Origin of the sequence: Shewanella sp. HN-41 (assembly GCF_000217915.1) — a bacterium.
Taxonomy (GTDB): domain Bacteria; phylum Pseudomonadota; class Gammaproteobacteria; order Enterobacterales; family Shewanellaceae; genus Shewanella.
On record NZ_AFOZ01000022.1, the window covers coordinates 108,460 to 125,365 of the forward strand.

A 16,906-nucleotide genomic window follows, 5' to 3' on the forward strand; every position below is an offset into this window, starting at 1 on the left:
TAAGGTTTAATCACAAGTTTAAATAATATTTCTTCCACACATCTAGTGCCTATCTCGAATCTCGGCGATAAAAATAGATCCTTTTCACTGTAGTTTTATTACATAAAAGCCGAAATTTGACGGGATTGTCACACTTTAATCCCCGCTTTAAGTGTAATTTTCTACCATAAAGAAGCTTTAGCGAATCGAATCATTCCCTAAATCTTTTTAGGAGTGTTAATCATGTTAGTGACCAATGCACAAGAACTGGACCTGATGGTCGAGCGTGTAGCCAAAGCACAGGCCGAATATGCCACCTTCAGCCAGACACAAGTCGATGCCATATTCCGTGCGGCAGCCCTCGCCGCCGCCGATGCCCGGATCTCACTAGCCAAAATGGCTGCCAGCGAAACCCGTATGGGAATTATCGAAGACAAGGTCATCAAAAACCACTTTGCCTCCGAATATATTTATAACAAATACAAAGATGAGAAAACCTGCGGTATTTTATCGGAGGATCTCACCTTCGGCACTATCACTATCGCCGAACCTGTGGGCATTATTTGTGGCATAGTCCCCACCACAAATCCCACATCGACGGCCATTTTTAAGGCACTAATCAGCCTTAAAACCCGCAATGCGATTATTTTCTCTCCCCATCCAAGGGCAAAAACCGCCACCACAACGGCAGCCAAATTAGTGCTCGACGCCGCCGTTGCTGCGGGTGCCCCAAAGGATATTATCGGCTGGATTGATGAGCCCAGCGTTGCACTCTCGAATCAGTTAATGACTCACCCCAAAGTGAATCTTATCCTTGCAACCGGTGGCCCTGGGATGGTGAAAGCCGCTTATTCTTCGGGTAAACCCGCCATTGGTGTGGGCGCGGGAAATACGCCGATCGTTATCGATGAGACCGCCGATATTAAACGCGCCGTTAGCTCCATTCTGATGTCTAAGACCTTTGATAACGGGGTGGTGTGTGCCTCGGAGCAAGCTGTGATTGTGGTCGAAAGTATCTATGAACAAGTCAAAGAGCGCTTCGCGACCCATGGCGGTTATATCTTGAGTGCTTCGCAAACCGCAGCAATGCAACAAGTCATCCTTAAAAATGGTGGCTTAAATGCCGATATCGTCGGTCAAAGCGCAGCAACGATCGCCCAAATGGCGGGTTTTGACGTCCCCCATTGGACCAAAGTGTTGATTGGTGAAGTCACAGAGATTACCGAAGCTGAAGCCTTTGCCCACGAGAAACTCTCGCCGTTACTCGGCATGTACCGAGCCGCAGATTTTAATGAGGCTGTCGATAAAGCCGAAGCCCTAGTGGCGCTTGGCGGCATTGGCCATACCTCTGGACTTTACACCGATCAGGATACCCAAACCGAGCGGGTGAAAACCTTCGGTTTTAGAATGAAAACTGCGCGGATCTTAATCAACACCCCCGCTTCTCAAGGTGGTATTGGCGATCTCTATAACTTTAAATTGGCACCTTCGCTAACCCTCGGCTGCGGTTCTTGGGGCGGTAACTCGATTTCAGAAAACGTGGGGCCGAGTCATTTGATCAACAAAAAAACCGTCGCTAAGAGGGCCGAAAATATGCTGTGGCATAAACTTCCATCATCCATTTACTTCCGCCGCGGCAGTCTCCCCATAGCACTAGAGGAATTAAGCGATAAAAAACGAGCACTTATCGTCACAGATAGATTTTTATTCAACCAAGGCTACTGTGATGAAACCATTCGTATTTTAAAAGCTCAGGGTCTTGAAACCGAAATTTTCTATGATGTTGAAGCCGATCCCACCTTAGCTATTGTTCGCCAAGGAGCTAAGGTCGCCCAAAGCTTTAAACCCGATGTGATTATCGCGCTCGGCGGCGGCTCGCCCATGGATGCGGCTAAGATTATTTGGGTGATGTACGAACATCCCGATGTCGATTTTGCCGACTTGGCACTGCGCTTTATGGATATCCGCAAACGTATCTATAAATTCCCGAAAATGGGCACTAAAGCCATGATGGTGGCCATCCCAACCACCTCAGGCACAGGCTCTGAAGTGACTCCTTTTGCCGTGGTGACCGATGAACAAACGGGTAAAAAATACCCGATTGCCGATTATCAACTCACCCCAAATATGGCGATTGTTGATCCTAATTTAGTGATGGATATGCCTAAATCCCTCACCGCCTTTGGTGGCATAGATGCAGTGACCCATGCACTGGAGGCCTATGTTAGCGTGATGGCGAATGAATACAGCGATGGTCAAGCACTGCAGGCCCTAGATTTGCTTTGCAAGTACCTACCCGATGCCTACAATCTCGGTGCGAATTGCCCCATCGCCCGCGAGAAGGTCCACAATGGCGCCACTATTGCGGGTATCGCCTTTGCCAACGCCTTCCTCGGGATCTGCCATTCTATGGCCCATAAACTAGGTGCCGAGTTCCACCTTGCCCATGGATTAGCGAATGCGCTACTGATCAGTAACGTGATCCGTTTTAATGCAACGGATTTACCCACAAAACAAGCGGCCTTTAGCCAATATGACAGGCCAAAAGCCCTGTGCCGCTACGCTGCCATCGCAGATCATTTACAGTTAGGCGGGACATCCGATGAGGAAAAAGTCGAAAAATTGCTTGAGAAAATCGAGTTGCTCAAGAAGACGCTTGGCATTCCTGCTTCTATCCAAGAAGCCGGTGTCAACGAAGCCGACTTCCTCGCCAAGTTAGATGAATTAGCAGAGGATGCCTTTGATGATCAATGCACTGGGGCAAACCCACGTTACCCACTGATTAACGAGCTAAAACAACTGCTGCTCGATAGCTACTATGGCAAAGCTTATAGTGACAACAACTAGGCTGTCTGTCATCTAAGCAACTGAGTCACACGACTTAAATGGAAAAGCCCTCATTCGAGGGCTTTTTATTCGCTAATGAACTGCAATTGACTAGTAGCGTACGCGGTAGATTAGTCGATGCGTTAATGGATCTAAGGTAAAATCACTCCGCTAACCGTTAACGCAATTTATCCTCACTCAACTTATTATCAATAAAAGCAGCGACTAATGCAGTGCGAGCACATAATCTATGGCACTGGTGATTGCCGCAACTTGCGCTAAGTTACATTCCGCTGGCGTGGTCGACGGGCTATCAGGGTACACTTCTGTCGTGGTGTTATAGATACAGCCGGTAACACTGCTGCAAAGCCCTAATGACTTAAGCGGATAATTGATCACCCCGTGTTGCACCACTGTCGAGCCAATGATCTCCCCTTTTTCATCGGCAGGAGCAATGTGAGTCACTTTGCTTACCCCCTCGATAATCGCCTTTTGGAACGCATCCTGTGGATCCTCGGTATCCCCTACGGCATAAAAACCATCGGGAACCGTCCCTTTTATATACTCCTGGCCATCACGAGCGGCCAATGCGGGGCGAAATTCTAATTCATCTGAATCGGTTGTTTCGTGCAAATCCACGTGCACATCAAAGCGTTGTGGAGCACTCGCCACTAATGCCATTAATGAAGCAGATTCTTCCGCCGGGCTATTGGCATAAAAAGAACGATTTGGGTCGATAGCCTTTGGGTTCCAACGATTGATGGTCTCATAGCCCCAAGGACTGACGCACACCGCGACCACTAGGTTAACGTGTTCAACATACTGAGCCGCTTTATTGGTTAAAAAAGCCAAGGCGCCATGCACACCACTGGTCTCATAGCCATGTACACCACCAGTGACTAACACCGTCAACTTTTTCGGATCAAACTGGGCAGTTTTTACCGCCAGTAACGGATAACGCTGTGTATTAATGGATAATGCTCCATATTGCACAATACTAAGTCCTAATGCCGCTAATGCGGGTTCCATTGCCTTAAGTGGTGTAACCACGTTCTCTTGGTAAGAACGTTTAATTTGTGTGCTGGCAAGCCATGCGGCCTTTTCGGCATCGCCCCACTTTTCACCAGTGGTACCGATTGGGTAAAACGTTAAATTTGCCATATTTCCTCTTCTTTTCGTTCTATGGTTAAAGATTGTTATACATTAAAGCACCAACTGCATCGGAATATCGCGGATCCCGCCGCGCTCACGAATGTCCCCGAGGGCGATAAAGCCAAAACGCTGATATACAGGTAACGCATTGATTGCCGAATTGACGGTAAAAGTACCGGGATTACCCTTGGCTAGACACTCGGCTTTGGCGAGCTCCCAAAGCTGACGCGATAAGCCTTGCCCCTTAGCAGAATCTGCCACAAACAGATGATAAAGATGACTGTTATCCTTTATCCCCACCACACCCGCAAGCTCGCCAGCCTCGTTCAATGCGACATGATATTGATAACCTAAGGCAAAATAATGAGCCACCGACTCAACCGACATGGCTTTGACTAAGGTTTCTGTGCCAACGGCTGTGCACGTGGGAGCGATATAAACTTGTGTAAGGTGTGTGATTAACGCGCTTATCGCCTCAATATCTGCTGTACTCGCCGCTCTGATATGCATCTTCATTCCTTGACTGAGTGTGTTTAACTGTAAGCATTCAACTTGTACAGTTAACAATCCTATTATTAAAAAGCCAGAACAGAGTTCTGGCTTTCGCAATAAGAGAACAGACTGAATACCTGAGTCCATTCAGTCCATCATTCTCGATTACTTCTTAGTCCAGCTATCCATCCAACGGAACACATTGGCATACCATTGTTCTAGGTTTTCTGGCTTTAGGATCCAGTGGTTTTCATCGGGGAAAATCAGCAGCTCAGAGGGGATCCCCTTGCGCTGCATATAGCTGAATGAAGCTAAACCTTGGCCATAAGGTACACGGAAATCCTTCTCGCCATGGATTACCAGCATTGGCGTCTTCCAGTTTTCCACATAGTTTACTGGGTTGAACTTCTCATATAAGGCTTTGTTATCTGAGTAAGTGCCGCCAAACTCATGCTCTGGGAACCAGACTTCTTCGGTCACATAGTACATGGAGCGCATATCGAACAGACCCGCGTGGTTAACGAGGCACTTAAAGCCATCGTTCCAGTTACCTTGGATCCAGTTCATCATGTAGCCGCCGTAAGAGCCACCCAAGGCACAGGCTTTCTGTGGATCGAGCCATTTTTGCTGTTGGCTTACCGCCGCCAAACCTTTTTGCAGATCTTCTAATGGCTTACCGCCCCAATCTTGGCTGATAGAATCGGTAAAGGCTTGGCCGTAACCGGTAGAACCATGGAAGTCCACCATCACCACGCCATAACCCGCGCCTGCCCATAACTGGGCGTTCCAACGACCACTGAAGGCGTTACCAAATGACCCCTGCGGTCCACCGTGGACTAAGTAGGCAATCGGATACTGTTTGCCTTCTTGGTAGTTAGCAGGTTTGATCCAGTAACCGTAAACATCTTCGTTGTTCCAACCCTTAAAGCTAAATTGTTGGAATTCACCGAATTTGATCTCGGCCAGCTTGTCTTTGTTGACTTCGGTCAGACGCTTCAGGCCTTGACCGTCGGTGTTAATGCGATACAGATCGCCCGGCTCAACTAAGGTTTTATTATCGAAGATCAACTGCTCGTCGGCGATGGCAATCAGGCTATTGCTGCCGTCGCTGTAAACCGATTGCACGTCGCCAAATTGGGTATTCACTTTGAAAATAGATACTTGGCCGATGTCCTGCGCCGTCACGAATAGGGTACGGTTATCCGGCGCAAACATCAGCGAGCTTGGGCTTCTGTCCCACAGCGGCGCCACTTCTTTTGACTGGCCCGTAGTGGTATCGCGCAGCATGATGCGGTAACGGTCAGCTTCAAAGCCGGGTTTAGTCATCGCCAAATAGGCCATGTAACGACCATCACTCGAGAAGGTTGGCTGTGCATCCCAAGCAATGTTATCGGCGGTTAAATTAGTCGCCGAGCCGCCCGTTACTGGCACTTGCCACAAATCATAGTTGGTGGTCCAGGCTTGATCTTTGCTTGGCGCCTTTGCGCTATAAACCACGAACTTACCGTCTGGGGTGAAGGTGACTTCTTCCATGCCAGAGAAAGGTTTTGGCGGGGTTTCTGTGTCTAAACCTTGGGTGATATCCATCACTTTGGTCAGCTTCTCCTCGTTGAGGGCGCCTACGAATAAGTGATTACGGGCATGGTCTTCCCAGGTATCCCAGTGGCGAACCATCAGCTGTTTATACTCACGACCCGTAGATTTACGCTCTTCTTCAGCCTTAAACTTGTCTTTTGAACAGGCTAAGTCTTTACACTCTGGGAAGACGCGCATGCTGAGTACGATTTGCTTACCATCGTTTGAGAGTTTGTAACCATCGATATCCAAAGGTAAATCAGAAGCTTGAATCGCTTCACCACCGGTTAATGGCAATTGGAACAGTTGGCTTGAACCACTACGACTGGCAAGGAAGTAAATCGATTTATCGTCGCTGGCAAAGCTAACATCATGCTCAGTGCCAGTTGCCGATGTAAGCTGCATTGGCTTAGCGTCTGCTTGCGTCAGATCTAATATAAATAAATCCGAGCTCGCCTCTCCCTTGCCATTAACGGTTTTAAGACCGTAGACCAATTTTGTGCCGTCGTGGGACACAGTTGCCGAATGCAATTTGTTGAGTTTAACCAGCTGTTGCACAGTAAAAGGCTTAGGATCGGCCGCGTGGGCTGAACAGGCCAAACCTGCAGCGCCAAGCGCCAATAGGAGAGGAGCTATTTTCATTGTTATATCCATCTTTTGTTAAACACATTCGGTAGTTGTACCGAATGAAGGGTAAAGACAATCATCAATCGCCTTTTATGAAGATAAGTTTGCCACACTAACGAAACAAAAACGCTCAAGCAAGCCAAAAGGCACACTTGAGCGTATTTTTTTGTGACAAATTGTCAGTAAACCTCGAATGGCCCCATCGAGTGCCACTCACCTCCCTTTTTACACAGGTTTCGCTTAAAAAAACGCCGAGTTTTACAAGGGAGACATCAACTTAGGCTTTTGCGTTAGCGATGTTTACTTTCCAAATCGCAGGGCCCGTTTCATGGGCATTTACGCCGTTTGAGTCGACCGCCACAGTCACTGGCATATCTTCAACGTCAAACTCGTAAATCGCTTCCATACCTAAATCGGCAAAGGCCACCACGCGGGATTTCTTAATGGCTTTCGACACTAAGTAAGCCGCGCCGCCAACGGCCATCAGATAAACGGCCTTGTGCTTCTTGATAGACTCAACCGTCGCTGGACCACGCTCGGCCTTACCAATCATACCCATCAGACCCGTCTTATCCAGCATCAGATCAGTGAACTTGTCCATACGGGTCGCCGTGGTTGGGCCAGCAGGACCCACAACTTCATTGCCTACTGGATCAACTGGGCCAACGTAGTAGATAAACTTGCCAGTAAAGTCCACACCTTCCGGTAAACCTTCGCCGCTTTCAATCAGGCTTTGGATACGTTTATGGGCAGCGTCACGGCCGGTGAGCATTTTACCGCTAAGCAAAATCGTTTCACCGCTCTTCCACTGTTCAATATCCGCTTGCGTCACAGTGTCTAAGTTAACACGGCGTACATCGCTACCCACTTCGCGGGTAATTTCAGGCCAGTCGCTAAGTGATGGAGGCGCTAAATCCGCAGGACCCGTGCCATCTAAGTGGAAGTGAACGTGGCGAGTCGCGGCGCAGTTCGGGATCATCACCACAGGCTTTGATGCCGCGTGGGTCGGTGCAGACTTGATTTTCACGTCTAGCACTGTGGTTAACCCGCCAAGACCTTGAGCACCAATACCTAGGTTATTGGCACGCTCGAAAATATCTAAACGCAGTTTTTCTTCGGTCGTTTGCGCGCCGCGCGCCATTAACTCATGGATATCCACGCTTTCCATCAGCGCTTCTTTCGCGAGTACGGCCGCTTTTTCAGCGGTGCCGCCGATACCGATACCGAGCATACCCGGTGGACACCAGCCCGCGCCCATGGTTGGCAGCGTTTTTTCTACCCAAGCGGCGATATCGTCCGATGGGTTTAACATCACCATCTTAGCTTTGTTCTCACTGCCGCCACCCTTGGCCGCAATGGCGACTTCAATATGGTTGCCTGGCACCATATCGATATGCACGACGGATGGCGTGTTGTCTTTGGTGTTCTTACGGCTACCCGCAGGATCGGCCACAATCGATGCACGCAGTGGGTTATCTGGATTGGTATAAGCGCGACGCACCCCTTCATCAACCATTTGCTGAATGGTCATATCGGTTTTGTCCCATTTAACACCCATACCGATTTTTACAAACGTCGTGACTATGCCCGTATCTTGGCACAGCGGGCGTTTACCTTCGGCAGACATACGCGAGTTAATCAGAATTTGTGCGATCGCATCCTTCGCCGCCGCACTTTGCTCACGCTCATAAGCTTGGCTCATGGCATCGACAAAATCCTTAGGGTGGTAATAGGAAATGTATTGCAGGGCATCGGCCACACTTTCAATAAAGTCGGCTTGTTTAATCACAGTGTTTTCAGAGGTTTTATCGTGAGATGACATAGTAGGAGCGCTCCAGCAGCCTATGTGGCCTTACTTGTTTTTTTGTTAATTCTTTCTGGGCCAATATGATACTCTTTCCCATCTTTTTGGGCTACATCACATTTTAGATAGGGTTAATCGATGGCAATTAGGGCGTCAAAACAGCTTGCATCACGCCAACTTGACTGGACATTAAGCACAGCGGCAGTCTTTCAACACTTCGCCGCAGACAATTGGGCGATCCTATTAGACTCGGCAAATGCACCGCATCAGGACGCCAGATTTGATATTATTTGCGCCAATCCCATCGCAACCTTAGTGACCCAAGGTGAGCGAAGTGATATCCAACGAGTTCTCCCCCATCTGGATTTACCCGTGGATATCAATGCAACCGATGATCCTTTTGCCTTAGTCAGTACCCTATTAACCCATTGGTACCCTCATTCATTTGCCAGCCAATTTCCCTTTAGCGGCGGTGCCATGGGCAGTTTTAGCTATGACTTGGGCCGTCGTATCGAAACCATTCCCTCAAGCGCCATGCAGGATATTCAGTTACCCGAGATGAATATCGGCTTCTATGACTGGGCGTTGATCTTTGATTACCAGCACCAGCACTGGTATTTAGTGCATTATCTAGGGGAAGAGGCACTCGATGCTGAATTGAAAAAAATTCACGCAAAAATCACCCAGACGCCGATCACTACCCCATTCAGGCTCACAAGCCCATGGGCAGCGCAAATCAACAAAGCCCAATACATCGATAAATTTAATGCGGTCCAAGCCTATTTACACAGTGGTGACTGCTATCAAATAAATTTAACCCAAAGATTCGAAGCACATTACCAAGGCGATGAATGGACCGCCTATTGCCAATTACGCCACGCTAATAAGGCCCCCTTCTCGGCTTTTATGCGCCTGCCACACAACGCGATTTTATCCATTTCACCCGAGCGTTTCATTCAGCTTCGCGGGGATAACATCCAAACTAAACCCATTAAGGGCACCTTGCCACGCCATGCCGATCCAGTGCTCGATGCTAAGGCTGCCAGTACCTTGGCGAATTCGCCAAAGGATCGCGCCGAGAATGTCATGATTGTCGATTTACTGCGAAACGATATCGGCAAAGTCGCCATCGCAGGCTCAGTGCGGGTGCCACATTTGTTTGAAATTGAAAGTTTTCCTGCGGTTCACCATTTAGTTAGCACAGTAACGGCAACACTCGATACAAAATACAGCGCCTGCGATTTATTGCGCGCCGCCTTTCCCGGTGGCTCGATTACGGGTGCGCCCAAAATTCGTGCCATGGAAATTATTGAAGAATTGGAACCGTCCCGTAGAAGTTTATACTGTGGTTCCATGGGCTATATCTCCCAAGATGGTCAGATGGATACCAGTATTACCATTCGCACTATTGTTGCCGAACGGGGTAAACTCTACTGTTGGGCTGGGGGCGGTATAGTGGCGGATTCCGACGTGAATGCCGAGTATCAGGAAAGCTTCGATAAAGTCAGCCGAATTTTGCCTTTACTTGGCGCCGAGTAACGCGTCCAGTATTGGGGTCAATCACACACCGGAACACAAATGGATCAAGCTGAATTTAGACTCAGATTTAATCTGCACCCTTTAGCCGCACAGGATCCGGCGGCCTTCCCTCACCTTGGTTTACGTAAGGCCGCAGTGCTGATCCCCCTGCTAGATATTAACGGTGAGCTGAATTTAATTTTGACCCAGAGACCCATGCACCTAAGGGCACATCCAGGACAGATCAGTTTCCCCGGCGGTAAAATTGAGCCAAGTGATCCAGATGCGATCGCGGCGGCGCTGCGGGAGGCTGAGGAGGAAATTGGCCTCTTAAGGCAGAATGTGGATGTGATTGGCACCTTTCCGGCACACAATACCTTTACTGGGTTTGAAATAACCCCCGTGGTCGGCATTATTAAGCAGACATTTGAACTTAAACTCGATCCCGGTGAGGTGGCCGATTGCTTTACTGTGCCCTTAAGCTTTTTTATTGTGCCGGGCAATCGTCATCAGAAGCGCTTTTTACGTCAGGGTCGTTACTACTGCGTGCATTTTATCCCCTACCAACAACGCTTTATCTGGGGTGCAACGGCGGCAATTATCGATCACCTCTGTCGGCACTTAAGCATTCCCGAAGATATTATTTAGCCTAGTTTTGCAGCAGTGTAATGGCAATGTGCATGCTAAATCACAAAGTGTACATATAAACCGGCGACCAGTGACGTTAACAACAGCAAGGGAATATTAAACCAGTAACCGAGTTTGCTGTGATGGGCAACATAATAGTTAAACGCCAAACTGATCAAGCTAATCCCCCCACAGGCCCAAATTAAATATTCCAATAATTGGGTCCGATGCGGATCCCAAAACACCCTGAAGGTAGCCCCACGGCTCAAATAGGTGCCGACCTCGCGATCGGGCCTCGCTTCACCAAAGACTAATAACGCATAAACGGCCAAGGCCCAACCCAAAATGGATAAAGTTGCGAGGATAATTTGAAATGTTCTGACTTTACTCATATCGCCTCCCTTCGTTTCACACGCTATATCGTCAAATATTAGCAATATTAACCTCAGGATACCTTTTTCAGCTTGAGAAAAGCCACCAGCAAGGTAATATAAACCTCCAAAATTTTCATATAAAACGTTTCGTTGGAGAACTAAGCAACAATGAGCATTGCATCTGTCGCTTCTGTATTTAAAGGTGAGCACGCGGTCGGTTCTAAGGTCACAGTGCGTGGCTGGGTAAGAACCCGTCGTGATTCTAAAGCCGGCATCTCTTTTTTGGCTGTCTATGACGGTTCCTGCTTTAATCCTATTCAAGGTGTCGTGCCAAATAGCTTAGAAAATTACGACAACGAAGTGTTAAAGCTAACTGCGGGTTGCTCTGTCGTTATGACGGGCGATATCGTTGAATCCCCTGGTGCTGGCCAAGCATTTGAACTGCAAGTGACCGAACTTGAAGTCGCAGGCTGGGTCGATGATCCAGACACTTACCCAATGGCCGCTAAGCGTCATTCGATTGAGCACCTTCGTGAACTCGCCCACCTACGTCCACGCACTAACATTATTGGTGCCGTTGCCCGTGTACGTAACTGTTTATCCCAAGCGATTCACCGCTTCTACCACGAAGAAGGCTTTATTTGGGTATCGACTCCGTTGATCACAGCATCTGACTGCGAAGGCGCTGGCGAAATGTTCCGTGTATCAACACTGGATATGGAAAACCTGCCCCGCACGAGTGAAGGTAAAGTCGATTACGATAAGGATTTCTTCGGCAAAGAAGCCTTCCTCACCGTATCGGGCCAGCTAAACGGCGAAACCTATGCCTGTGCATTGTCAAAAATTTATACCTTTGGCCCGACATTCCGTGCAGAAAACTCAAACACCAGCCGCCACTTAGCGGAATTTTGGATGGTTGAACCAGAAGTCGCCTTCGCAACCTTAAGCGATATCGCAGGCCTTGCAGAAGCCATGTTGAAATACGCCTTCAATGCCGTATTGACCGAGCGTATGGACGATTTACAATTTTTCGCCCAGCACGTGGATAAAACGGTTATCGAGCGTCTGCAATCCTTCGTTTCTAGCGATTTTGCGCAAGTGGATTACACAGATGCGGTCGACATTCTGCAGAAATGTGGTAAAACCTTCGAGTTCCCAGTGTCTTGGGGCATCGACTTATCCTCTGAGCACGAGCGTTATCTAGCCGAAGAACACTTTAAAGCCCCTGTGGTGGTGAAGAACTATCCAAAAGATATCAAAGCCTTCTATATGCGCCTCAACGACGACGGTAAAACCGTTGCCGCAATGGACGTATTGGCCCCCGGCATTGGTGAAATCATCGGTGGTTCGCAACGTGAAGAGCGTTTAGATGTGCTGGATATGCGTTTAGCCGAAATGGATCTGAGCAAAGAAGATTACTGGTGGTACCGCGATCTGCGCCGTTACGGCACAGTGCCACACGCTGGTTTTGGTCTCGGCTTCGAGCGTTTAGTGTCCTACGTGACTGGCGTATCGAATATCCGTGATGTGATCCCATTCCCACGTGCACCACGCACGGCAAACTTCTAATTTATATTGATCAAACTGCTTTTGTGGCAGATCAGTATCTAAAACGCGCTTCGGCGCGTTTTTTATTGGGTTGCGCAGCGATTACATATGTACGGCCATTAAAAAAGCGAATGCCAGTGCAGCATTCGCTTCCAATCTTTCTACTAGCCATTTCTGCTAGTAATCTTCTCGTCACTGGCTTCTTACCCTGACAAGAAACGGTAAGTCACCTTAGAATGAGAATATCACTGCCTAGCTATGCTGGGCGGCAAACTCATTCATAAACTTCACTAATGCCTCTACCCCTTCGAGTGGCATGGCATTGTAGAGGCTGGCGCGCATACCACCGACGATGCGGTGCCCTTTTAAGGCCACGAGCCCAGCCGCTTGAGCTTGTTTTAGAAACTCGCCATCGAGTGCTTCATCGGCAAGTTGGAAGGTGACGTTCATTTGTGAACGATTTGAAGCCACAACACCATTGCGATAAAAACGGTTATTGTCGATACATTGGTACAGCATATGTGCTTTCTGTTGATTAATTTTTGCAATACTCGCAATACCTCCAATGGACTTGAGCCAGGCAAACACTTCTGCGGCGAGGTACCATGCGAAGGTGGGTGGCGTATTGAACATAGAATCATGCTCAACGGCTAAACGGTAGTCCATGATGGACGATTGCACTAAGCTCGGTAGTGCTAACATGTCATCGCGGACTATCACGATAGACAGGCCCGATGGGCCTATGTTCTTTTGGGCGCCAGCATAAATCAAACCGTAGCGACTGACATCGATTTCACGGGACATAATAGTGGATGATAAATCGGCCACTATGGGCCAAGGTGAATCCAATTCATCAAAAATTTCGATACCATCTACTGTCTCATTTGGGCAATAGTGCACATAGCGATAATCGGCATCAATTTTATGTAACTCAGGTAGGACAACCGCATTGAGTCCATTGTGTTTTTCAACGATATTCAGGCTGTCAATTTGGGCTTCGCCAACCAGCTTTTGTGCTTCGGCTAAGGCCGCAGAAGACCATTGGCCACTGACCAAATACAGGGCTCTACCATTATCGCCTAAAAAATTATTCACAACAGCGGAGAACTGTCCTCGACCACCACCATGCATAAATAACACGTGATAATTTGCCGGGATGTGCATTAGCTCGCGTAAATCGGCCTCGGCTTGCTTGGTTAGCGCGATGAACTCTTTACTTCGGTGGCTGATCTCCATCACGGAAACCCCTTGCCCATTCCAATCGAGTAATTCCTGTTGTGCTTTTTTCATTACCGCCACCGGTAACATTGCAGGACCTGCACAGAAATTATAAATCGCGCTCACTGACACTCTCCTTAATTCCAACCATGATTTATGTATTCGTTTTATAAAACAATGGCATCAAAAAAACGAGCGTCCAATTGGACGCTCGTTATTATGACACTGAGTTATTCTTCGTCTTGCTCATCGGCAAGCTCGTCGTCATCTTCGTCCAGCTCTTCCTCATCGTCCAACTCTTCATCAAGCTGGTCATCTAGAGGCTCATCGGCTAGCTCACCTTCAATCACGACGGGAACAATAGGTAAACCATTTTCATCCAGCTCAACTTCATCCTCGTCACTTTGGATTTCATCGATACGCTGTAGACCCACCACTTTCTCGTCGCTTGCGGTACGGATAATAGTCACGCCTTGGGTATTACGGCCTATGATAGACACGCCCTTAGCTGGAGTACGAACGAGCGTACCTTTATCGCTGATCAGCATGATTTCGTCATTGCCACCAACTTGTACCGCGCCAACAACAGCGCCGTTACGCTCGCTCACCTTGATCGAAACCACACCCTTAGTCGCACGGCTCTTCGCTGGATATTCAGACAGTTGAGTCCGTTTACCATAGCCGTTTTCAGTCACAGTTAAGATAGCGCCATCGCCCTTAGGCACGATAAGCGAGACAACCTTTTGACCTTCTTCCAGCTTAATACCACGAACGCCAGTGGCGGTGCGGCCCATTGGGCGCAGTGACAACACTTCTTCACCGGTTTCAGGATCGAGCTTCACTTCGCCAGTTTCAGAATCACGTACCTTCTCACCAAAGCGAACCACTTTACCTTCGTTAGAGAACAGCATGATTTCGTCGTCACCATTGGTGATATCGACGCCGATCAGTTGGTCTCCGTCCTTGAGGTTAACGGCGATAATGCCGTTTGCACGAGGGTTGCTATAGGCGGTTAATGCAGTTTTCTTCACTGTACCGTGTGAAGTTGCCATGATGATGTATTTATCCGCAGCATATTCACGTACTGGCAGAATCGCAGTAATGCGCTCACCCTCGGCCAGAGGTAATAGGTTAACAATTGGACGACCGCGGGCAGTACGGCTCGCCAATGGCAATTGATATACCTTGAGCCAGTACATCTTACCGAAGTCAGAGAAACACAAAATGGTGTCGTGGGTATTGGCAACCAGCAGTTTTTCAACGAAATCTTCGTCTTTAACTTTAGTTGCCGCTTTACCCTTACCACCACGGCGCTGGGCTTGGTAATCGCTTAAGGGTTGATACTTGGCGTAACCTAAATGCGACAATGTAACCACAACATCTTCTTCGTTGATAAGATCTTCAAGACTCATATCAATTTCATTGGCGTTGATCACTGTGCGGCGGGCATCGCCATATTCGGCGAGGATTTCCTCAAGCTCTTCCTTGATCACTTCCATCAAGCGCTCAGGACTACGCAGAATGAACAACAGTCCTGCGATAAATTCAAGCAGCTCTTCGTATTCGGCGATGATCTTATCGTGCTCAAGGCCCGTTAAGCGATGTAAACGCAGTTCAAGGATCGCCTGAGCTTGTTGTTCAGTCAGGTAATATAAACCATCACGGATCCCATATTGTGGTTCTAACCACTCAGGACGCGCGGCATCATCACCGGCTTTTTCCAGCATGCCCTGCACATGGCCTAAGGCCCAGCCCTGCTCAACCAATTTAACCTTGGCATCGGCTGGGGTTGGCGATGCTTTGATCAGCGCAATAATGGGGTCGATATTGGCCAGCGCTACCGCTAATGCCTCAAGGATATGGGCGCGTTCGCGGGCTTTACGCAGTTCGAATACGGTACGGCGAGTCACGACTTCACGGCGGTGAAGGATGAAACACTCGAGCATTTCTTTAAGGTTAAACAACTTAGGCTGACCATTGGTCAAGGCCACCATGTTGATACCAAAAGAACACTGCATTTGCGTTTGCGCATAAAGGTTGTTTAATACTACCTCACCCACTTCGCCACGCTTGATCTCAATCACGATGCGCATACCGTCTTTATCAGACTCATCGCGCAGACCGCTAATACCTTCAATTTTCTTATCTTTCACCAACTCAGCGATTTTCTCGATAAGTTTGGCTTTGTTCACTTGATAGGGAATTTCGGTGACGATAATACGTTCGCGACCATTGTCTTCCGTTTCAACATCGGCAAGGGCGCGCATTACGGCGCGGCCACGGCCGGTTTTATAGGCATCGATAATGCCCTTGCGACCATTAATAATTGCCGCGGTAGGGAAATCTGGGCCAGGAATGTATTCCATCAACTGTTCGATAGACAGCGCGGGTTCGGCGATCAGCGCCAAACAGCCCTTCACAACCTCAGTTAAGTTGTGGGGTGGAATGTTAGTCGCCATACCCACGGCAATGCCCGATGAACCGTTAATTAACAGGTTGGGAACGCGTGTAGGTAATACGGCAGGAATTTGTTCGGTGCCGTCGTAGTTAGGGACAAAATCGACGGTTTCTTTTTCAAGATCGGCCAGTAATTGGTGCGCTAACTTATCCATGCGGATTTCGGTATAACGCATTGCCGCCGCAGAATCACCGTCAACCGAGCCGAAGTTTCCTTGACCGTCAACTAAGGTGTAACGCAATGAGAATGGCTGGGCCATACGGACGATAGTGTCGTAAACAGCAGAGTCACCATGGGGGTGATATTTACCGATAACGTCACCTACCACACGGGCAGATTTTTTGTACGGCTTGTTCCAATCGTTCTTCAATTCACTCATGGCAAACAGCACGCGGCGATGTACAGGCTTTAAGCCATCGCGCACGTCTGGTAATGCACGTCCCACGATAACGCTCATGGCGTAATCAAGGTACGAATTCTTTAGTTCGTCTTCGATATTAATTGGCGAAATAGATGATGCCAGATCAGTCATAAACTGCTCGTTCCCCTGAAAAATAGCCGACAACGCATAATCCGTATCATTGTCAGGCCCAAAAACGTGATTTGGCATTCTAACACAGTTATTTAATGTCGCCAGACCTATCCTGCTTGAATTGAGTAGGAAGCAAGTTAATAGATGAAAACACAGTTAATTTGGGAGATTGTGTA

11 protein-coding genes are annotated in these 16,906 nt (G+C 48.3%); 4 read left to right on the forward strand and 7 right to left on the reverse strand.

Annotated features, from left to right (window positions below; genetic code table 11):
* Positions 1-222: 222 nt before the first annotated feature.
* Complete coding sequence (gene adhE, locus SOHN41_RS08585; RefSeq protein WP_007647816.1) at positions 223-2,826, forward strand: bifunctional acetaldehyde-CoA/alcohol dehydrogenase; 2,604 nt, start codon at positions 223-225, stop codon at positions 2,824-2,826.
* Positions 2,827-3,030: 204 nt separating this feature from the next.
* On the opposite strand, the gene SOHN41_RS08590 is transcribed toward adhE, so the two are convergent.
* From SOHN41_RS08590 to SOHN41_RS08605, 4 genes are all read right to left on the reverse strand, one after another.
* Complete coding sequence (locus SOHN41_RS08590) at positions 3,031-3,966, reverse strand: M14 family metallopeptidase (RefSeq protein WP_007647817.1); 936 nt, start codon at positions 3,964-3,966, stop codon at positions 3,031-3,033.
* 42 nt (positions 3,967-4,008) lie between these two features.
* On the reverse strand, positions 4,009-4,467 hold the full coding sequence (locus SOHN41_RS08595; protein WP_007647818.1) for a GNAT family N-acetyltransferase: 459 nt from the start codon (positions 4,465-4,467) through the stop codon (positions 4,009-4,011).
* A gap of 147 nt (positions 4,468-4,614) precedes the next feature.
* Positions 4,615-6,666, reverse strand: coding sequence for an alpha/beta hydrolase family protein (locus SOHN41_RS08600; RefSeq protein WP_007647821.1), 2,052 nt, complete (start codon positions 6,664-6,666; stop codon positions 4,615-4,617).
* Between the two features lie 262 nt (positions 6,667-6,928).
* Entirely contained in the window at positions 6,929-8,473 is a 1,545-nt protein-coding gene (locus tag SOHN41_RS08605) for a fumarate hydratase (protein WP_007647826.1), read from the reverse strand.
* A 120-nt stretch (positions 8,474-8,593) separates the two neighbouring features.
* Here SOHN41_RS08605 and pabB point away from each other — a divergent pair, with 120 nt between their 5' ends.
* Together pabB and SOHN41_RS08615 are read left to right on the forward strand one after the other, a co-directional pair.
* Positions 8,594-9,994 carry an aminodeoxychorismate synthase component I gene (gene pabB, locus SOHN41_RS08610; RefSeq protein WP_007647828.1) on the forward strand — a complete coding sequence of 467 codons (1,401 nt, stop codon included), beginning with the start codon at positions 8,594-8,596 and terminating at the stop codon, positions 9,992-9,994.
* Positions 9,995-10,033: 39 nt separating this feature from the next.
* Complete coding sequence (locus tag SOHN41_RS08615) at positions 10,034-10,621, forward strand: CoA pyrophosphatase (RefSeq protein ID WP_007647832.1); 588 nt, start codon at positions 10,034-10,036, stop codon at positions 10,619-10,621.
* A 35-nt stretch (positions 10,622-10,656) separates the two neighbouring features.
* Here the strand turns inward: SOHN41_RS08615 and SOHN41_RS08620 are convergent, their stop codons facing one another.
* Complete coding sequence (locus tag SOHN41_RS08620) at positions 10,657-10,992, reverse strand: hypothetical protein (protein ID WP_007647838.1); 336 nt, start codon at positions 10,990-10,992, stop codon at positions 10,657-10,659.
* A gap of 150 nt (positions 10,993-11,142) precedes the next feature.
* Between SOHN41_RS08620 and asnS the strand changes: the two genes are divergently transcribed.
* Entirely contained in the window at positions 11,143-12,543 is a 1,401-nt protein-coding gene (asnS, locus tag SOHN41_RS08625) for an asparagine--tRNA ligase (RefSeq protein ID WP_007647847.1), read from the forward strand.
* Between the two features lie 231 nt (positions 12,544-12,774).
* Here the strand turns inward: asnS and serC are convergent, their stop codons facing one another.
* Both serC and gyrA read right to left on the reverse strand, forming a co-directional pair.
* On the reverse strand, positions 12,775-13,866 hold the full coding sequence (serC, locus tag SOHN41_RS08630) for a 3-phosphoserine/phosphohydroxythreonine transaminase (protein WP_007647849.1): 1,092 nt from the start codon (positions 13,864-13,866) through the stop codon (positions 12,775-12,777).
* 104 nt (positions 13,867-13,970) lie between these two features.
* Positions 13,971-16,730: a DNA gyrase subunit A gene (gyrA, locus tag SOHN41_RS08635; protein WP_007647852.1), complete on the reverse strand. Its 2,760-nt coding sequence runs from the start codon at positions 16,728-16,730 to the stop codon at positions 13,971-13,973.
* Between the last annotated feature and the right edge of the window lie 176 nt (positions 16,731-16,906).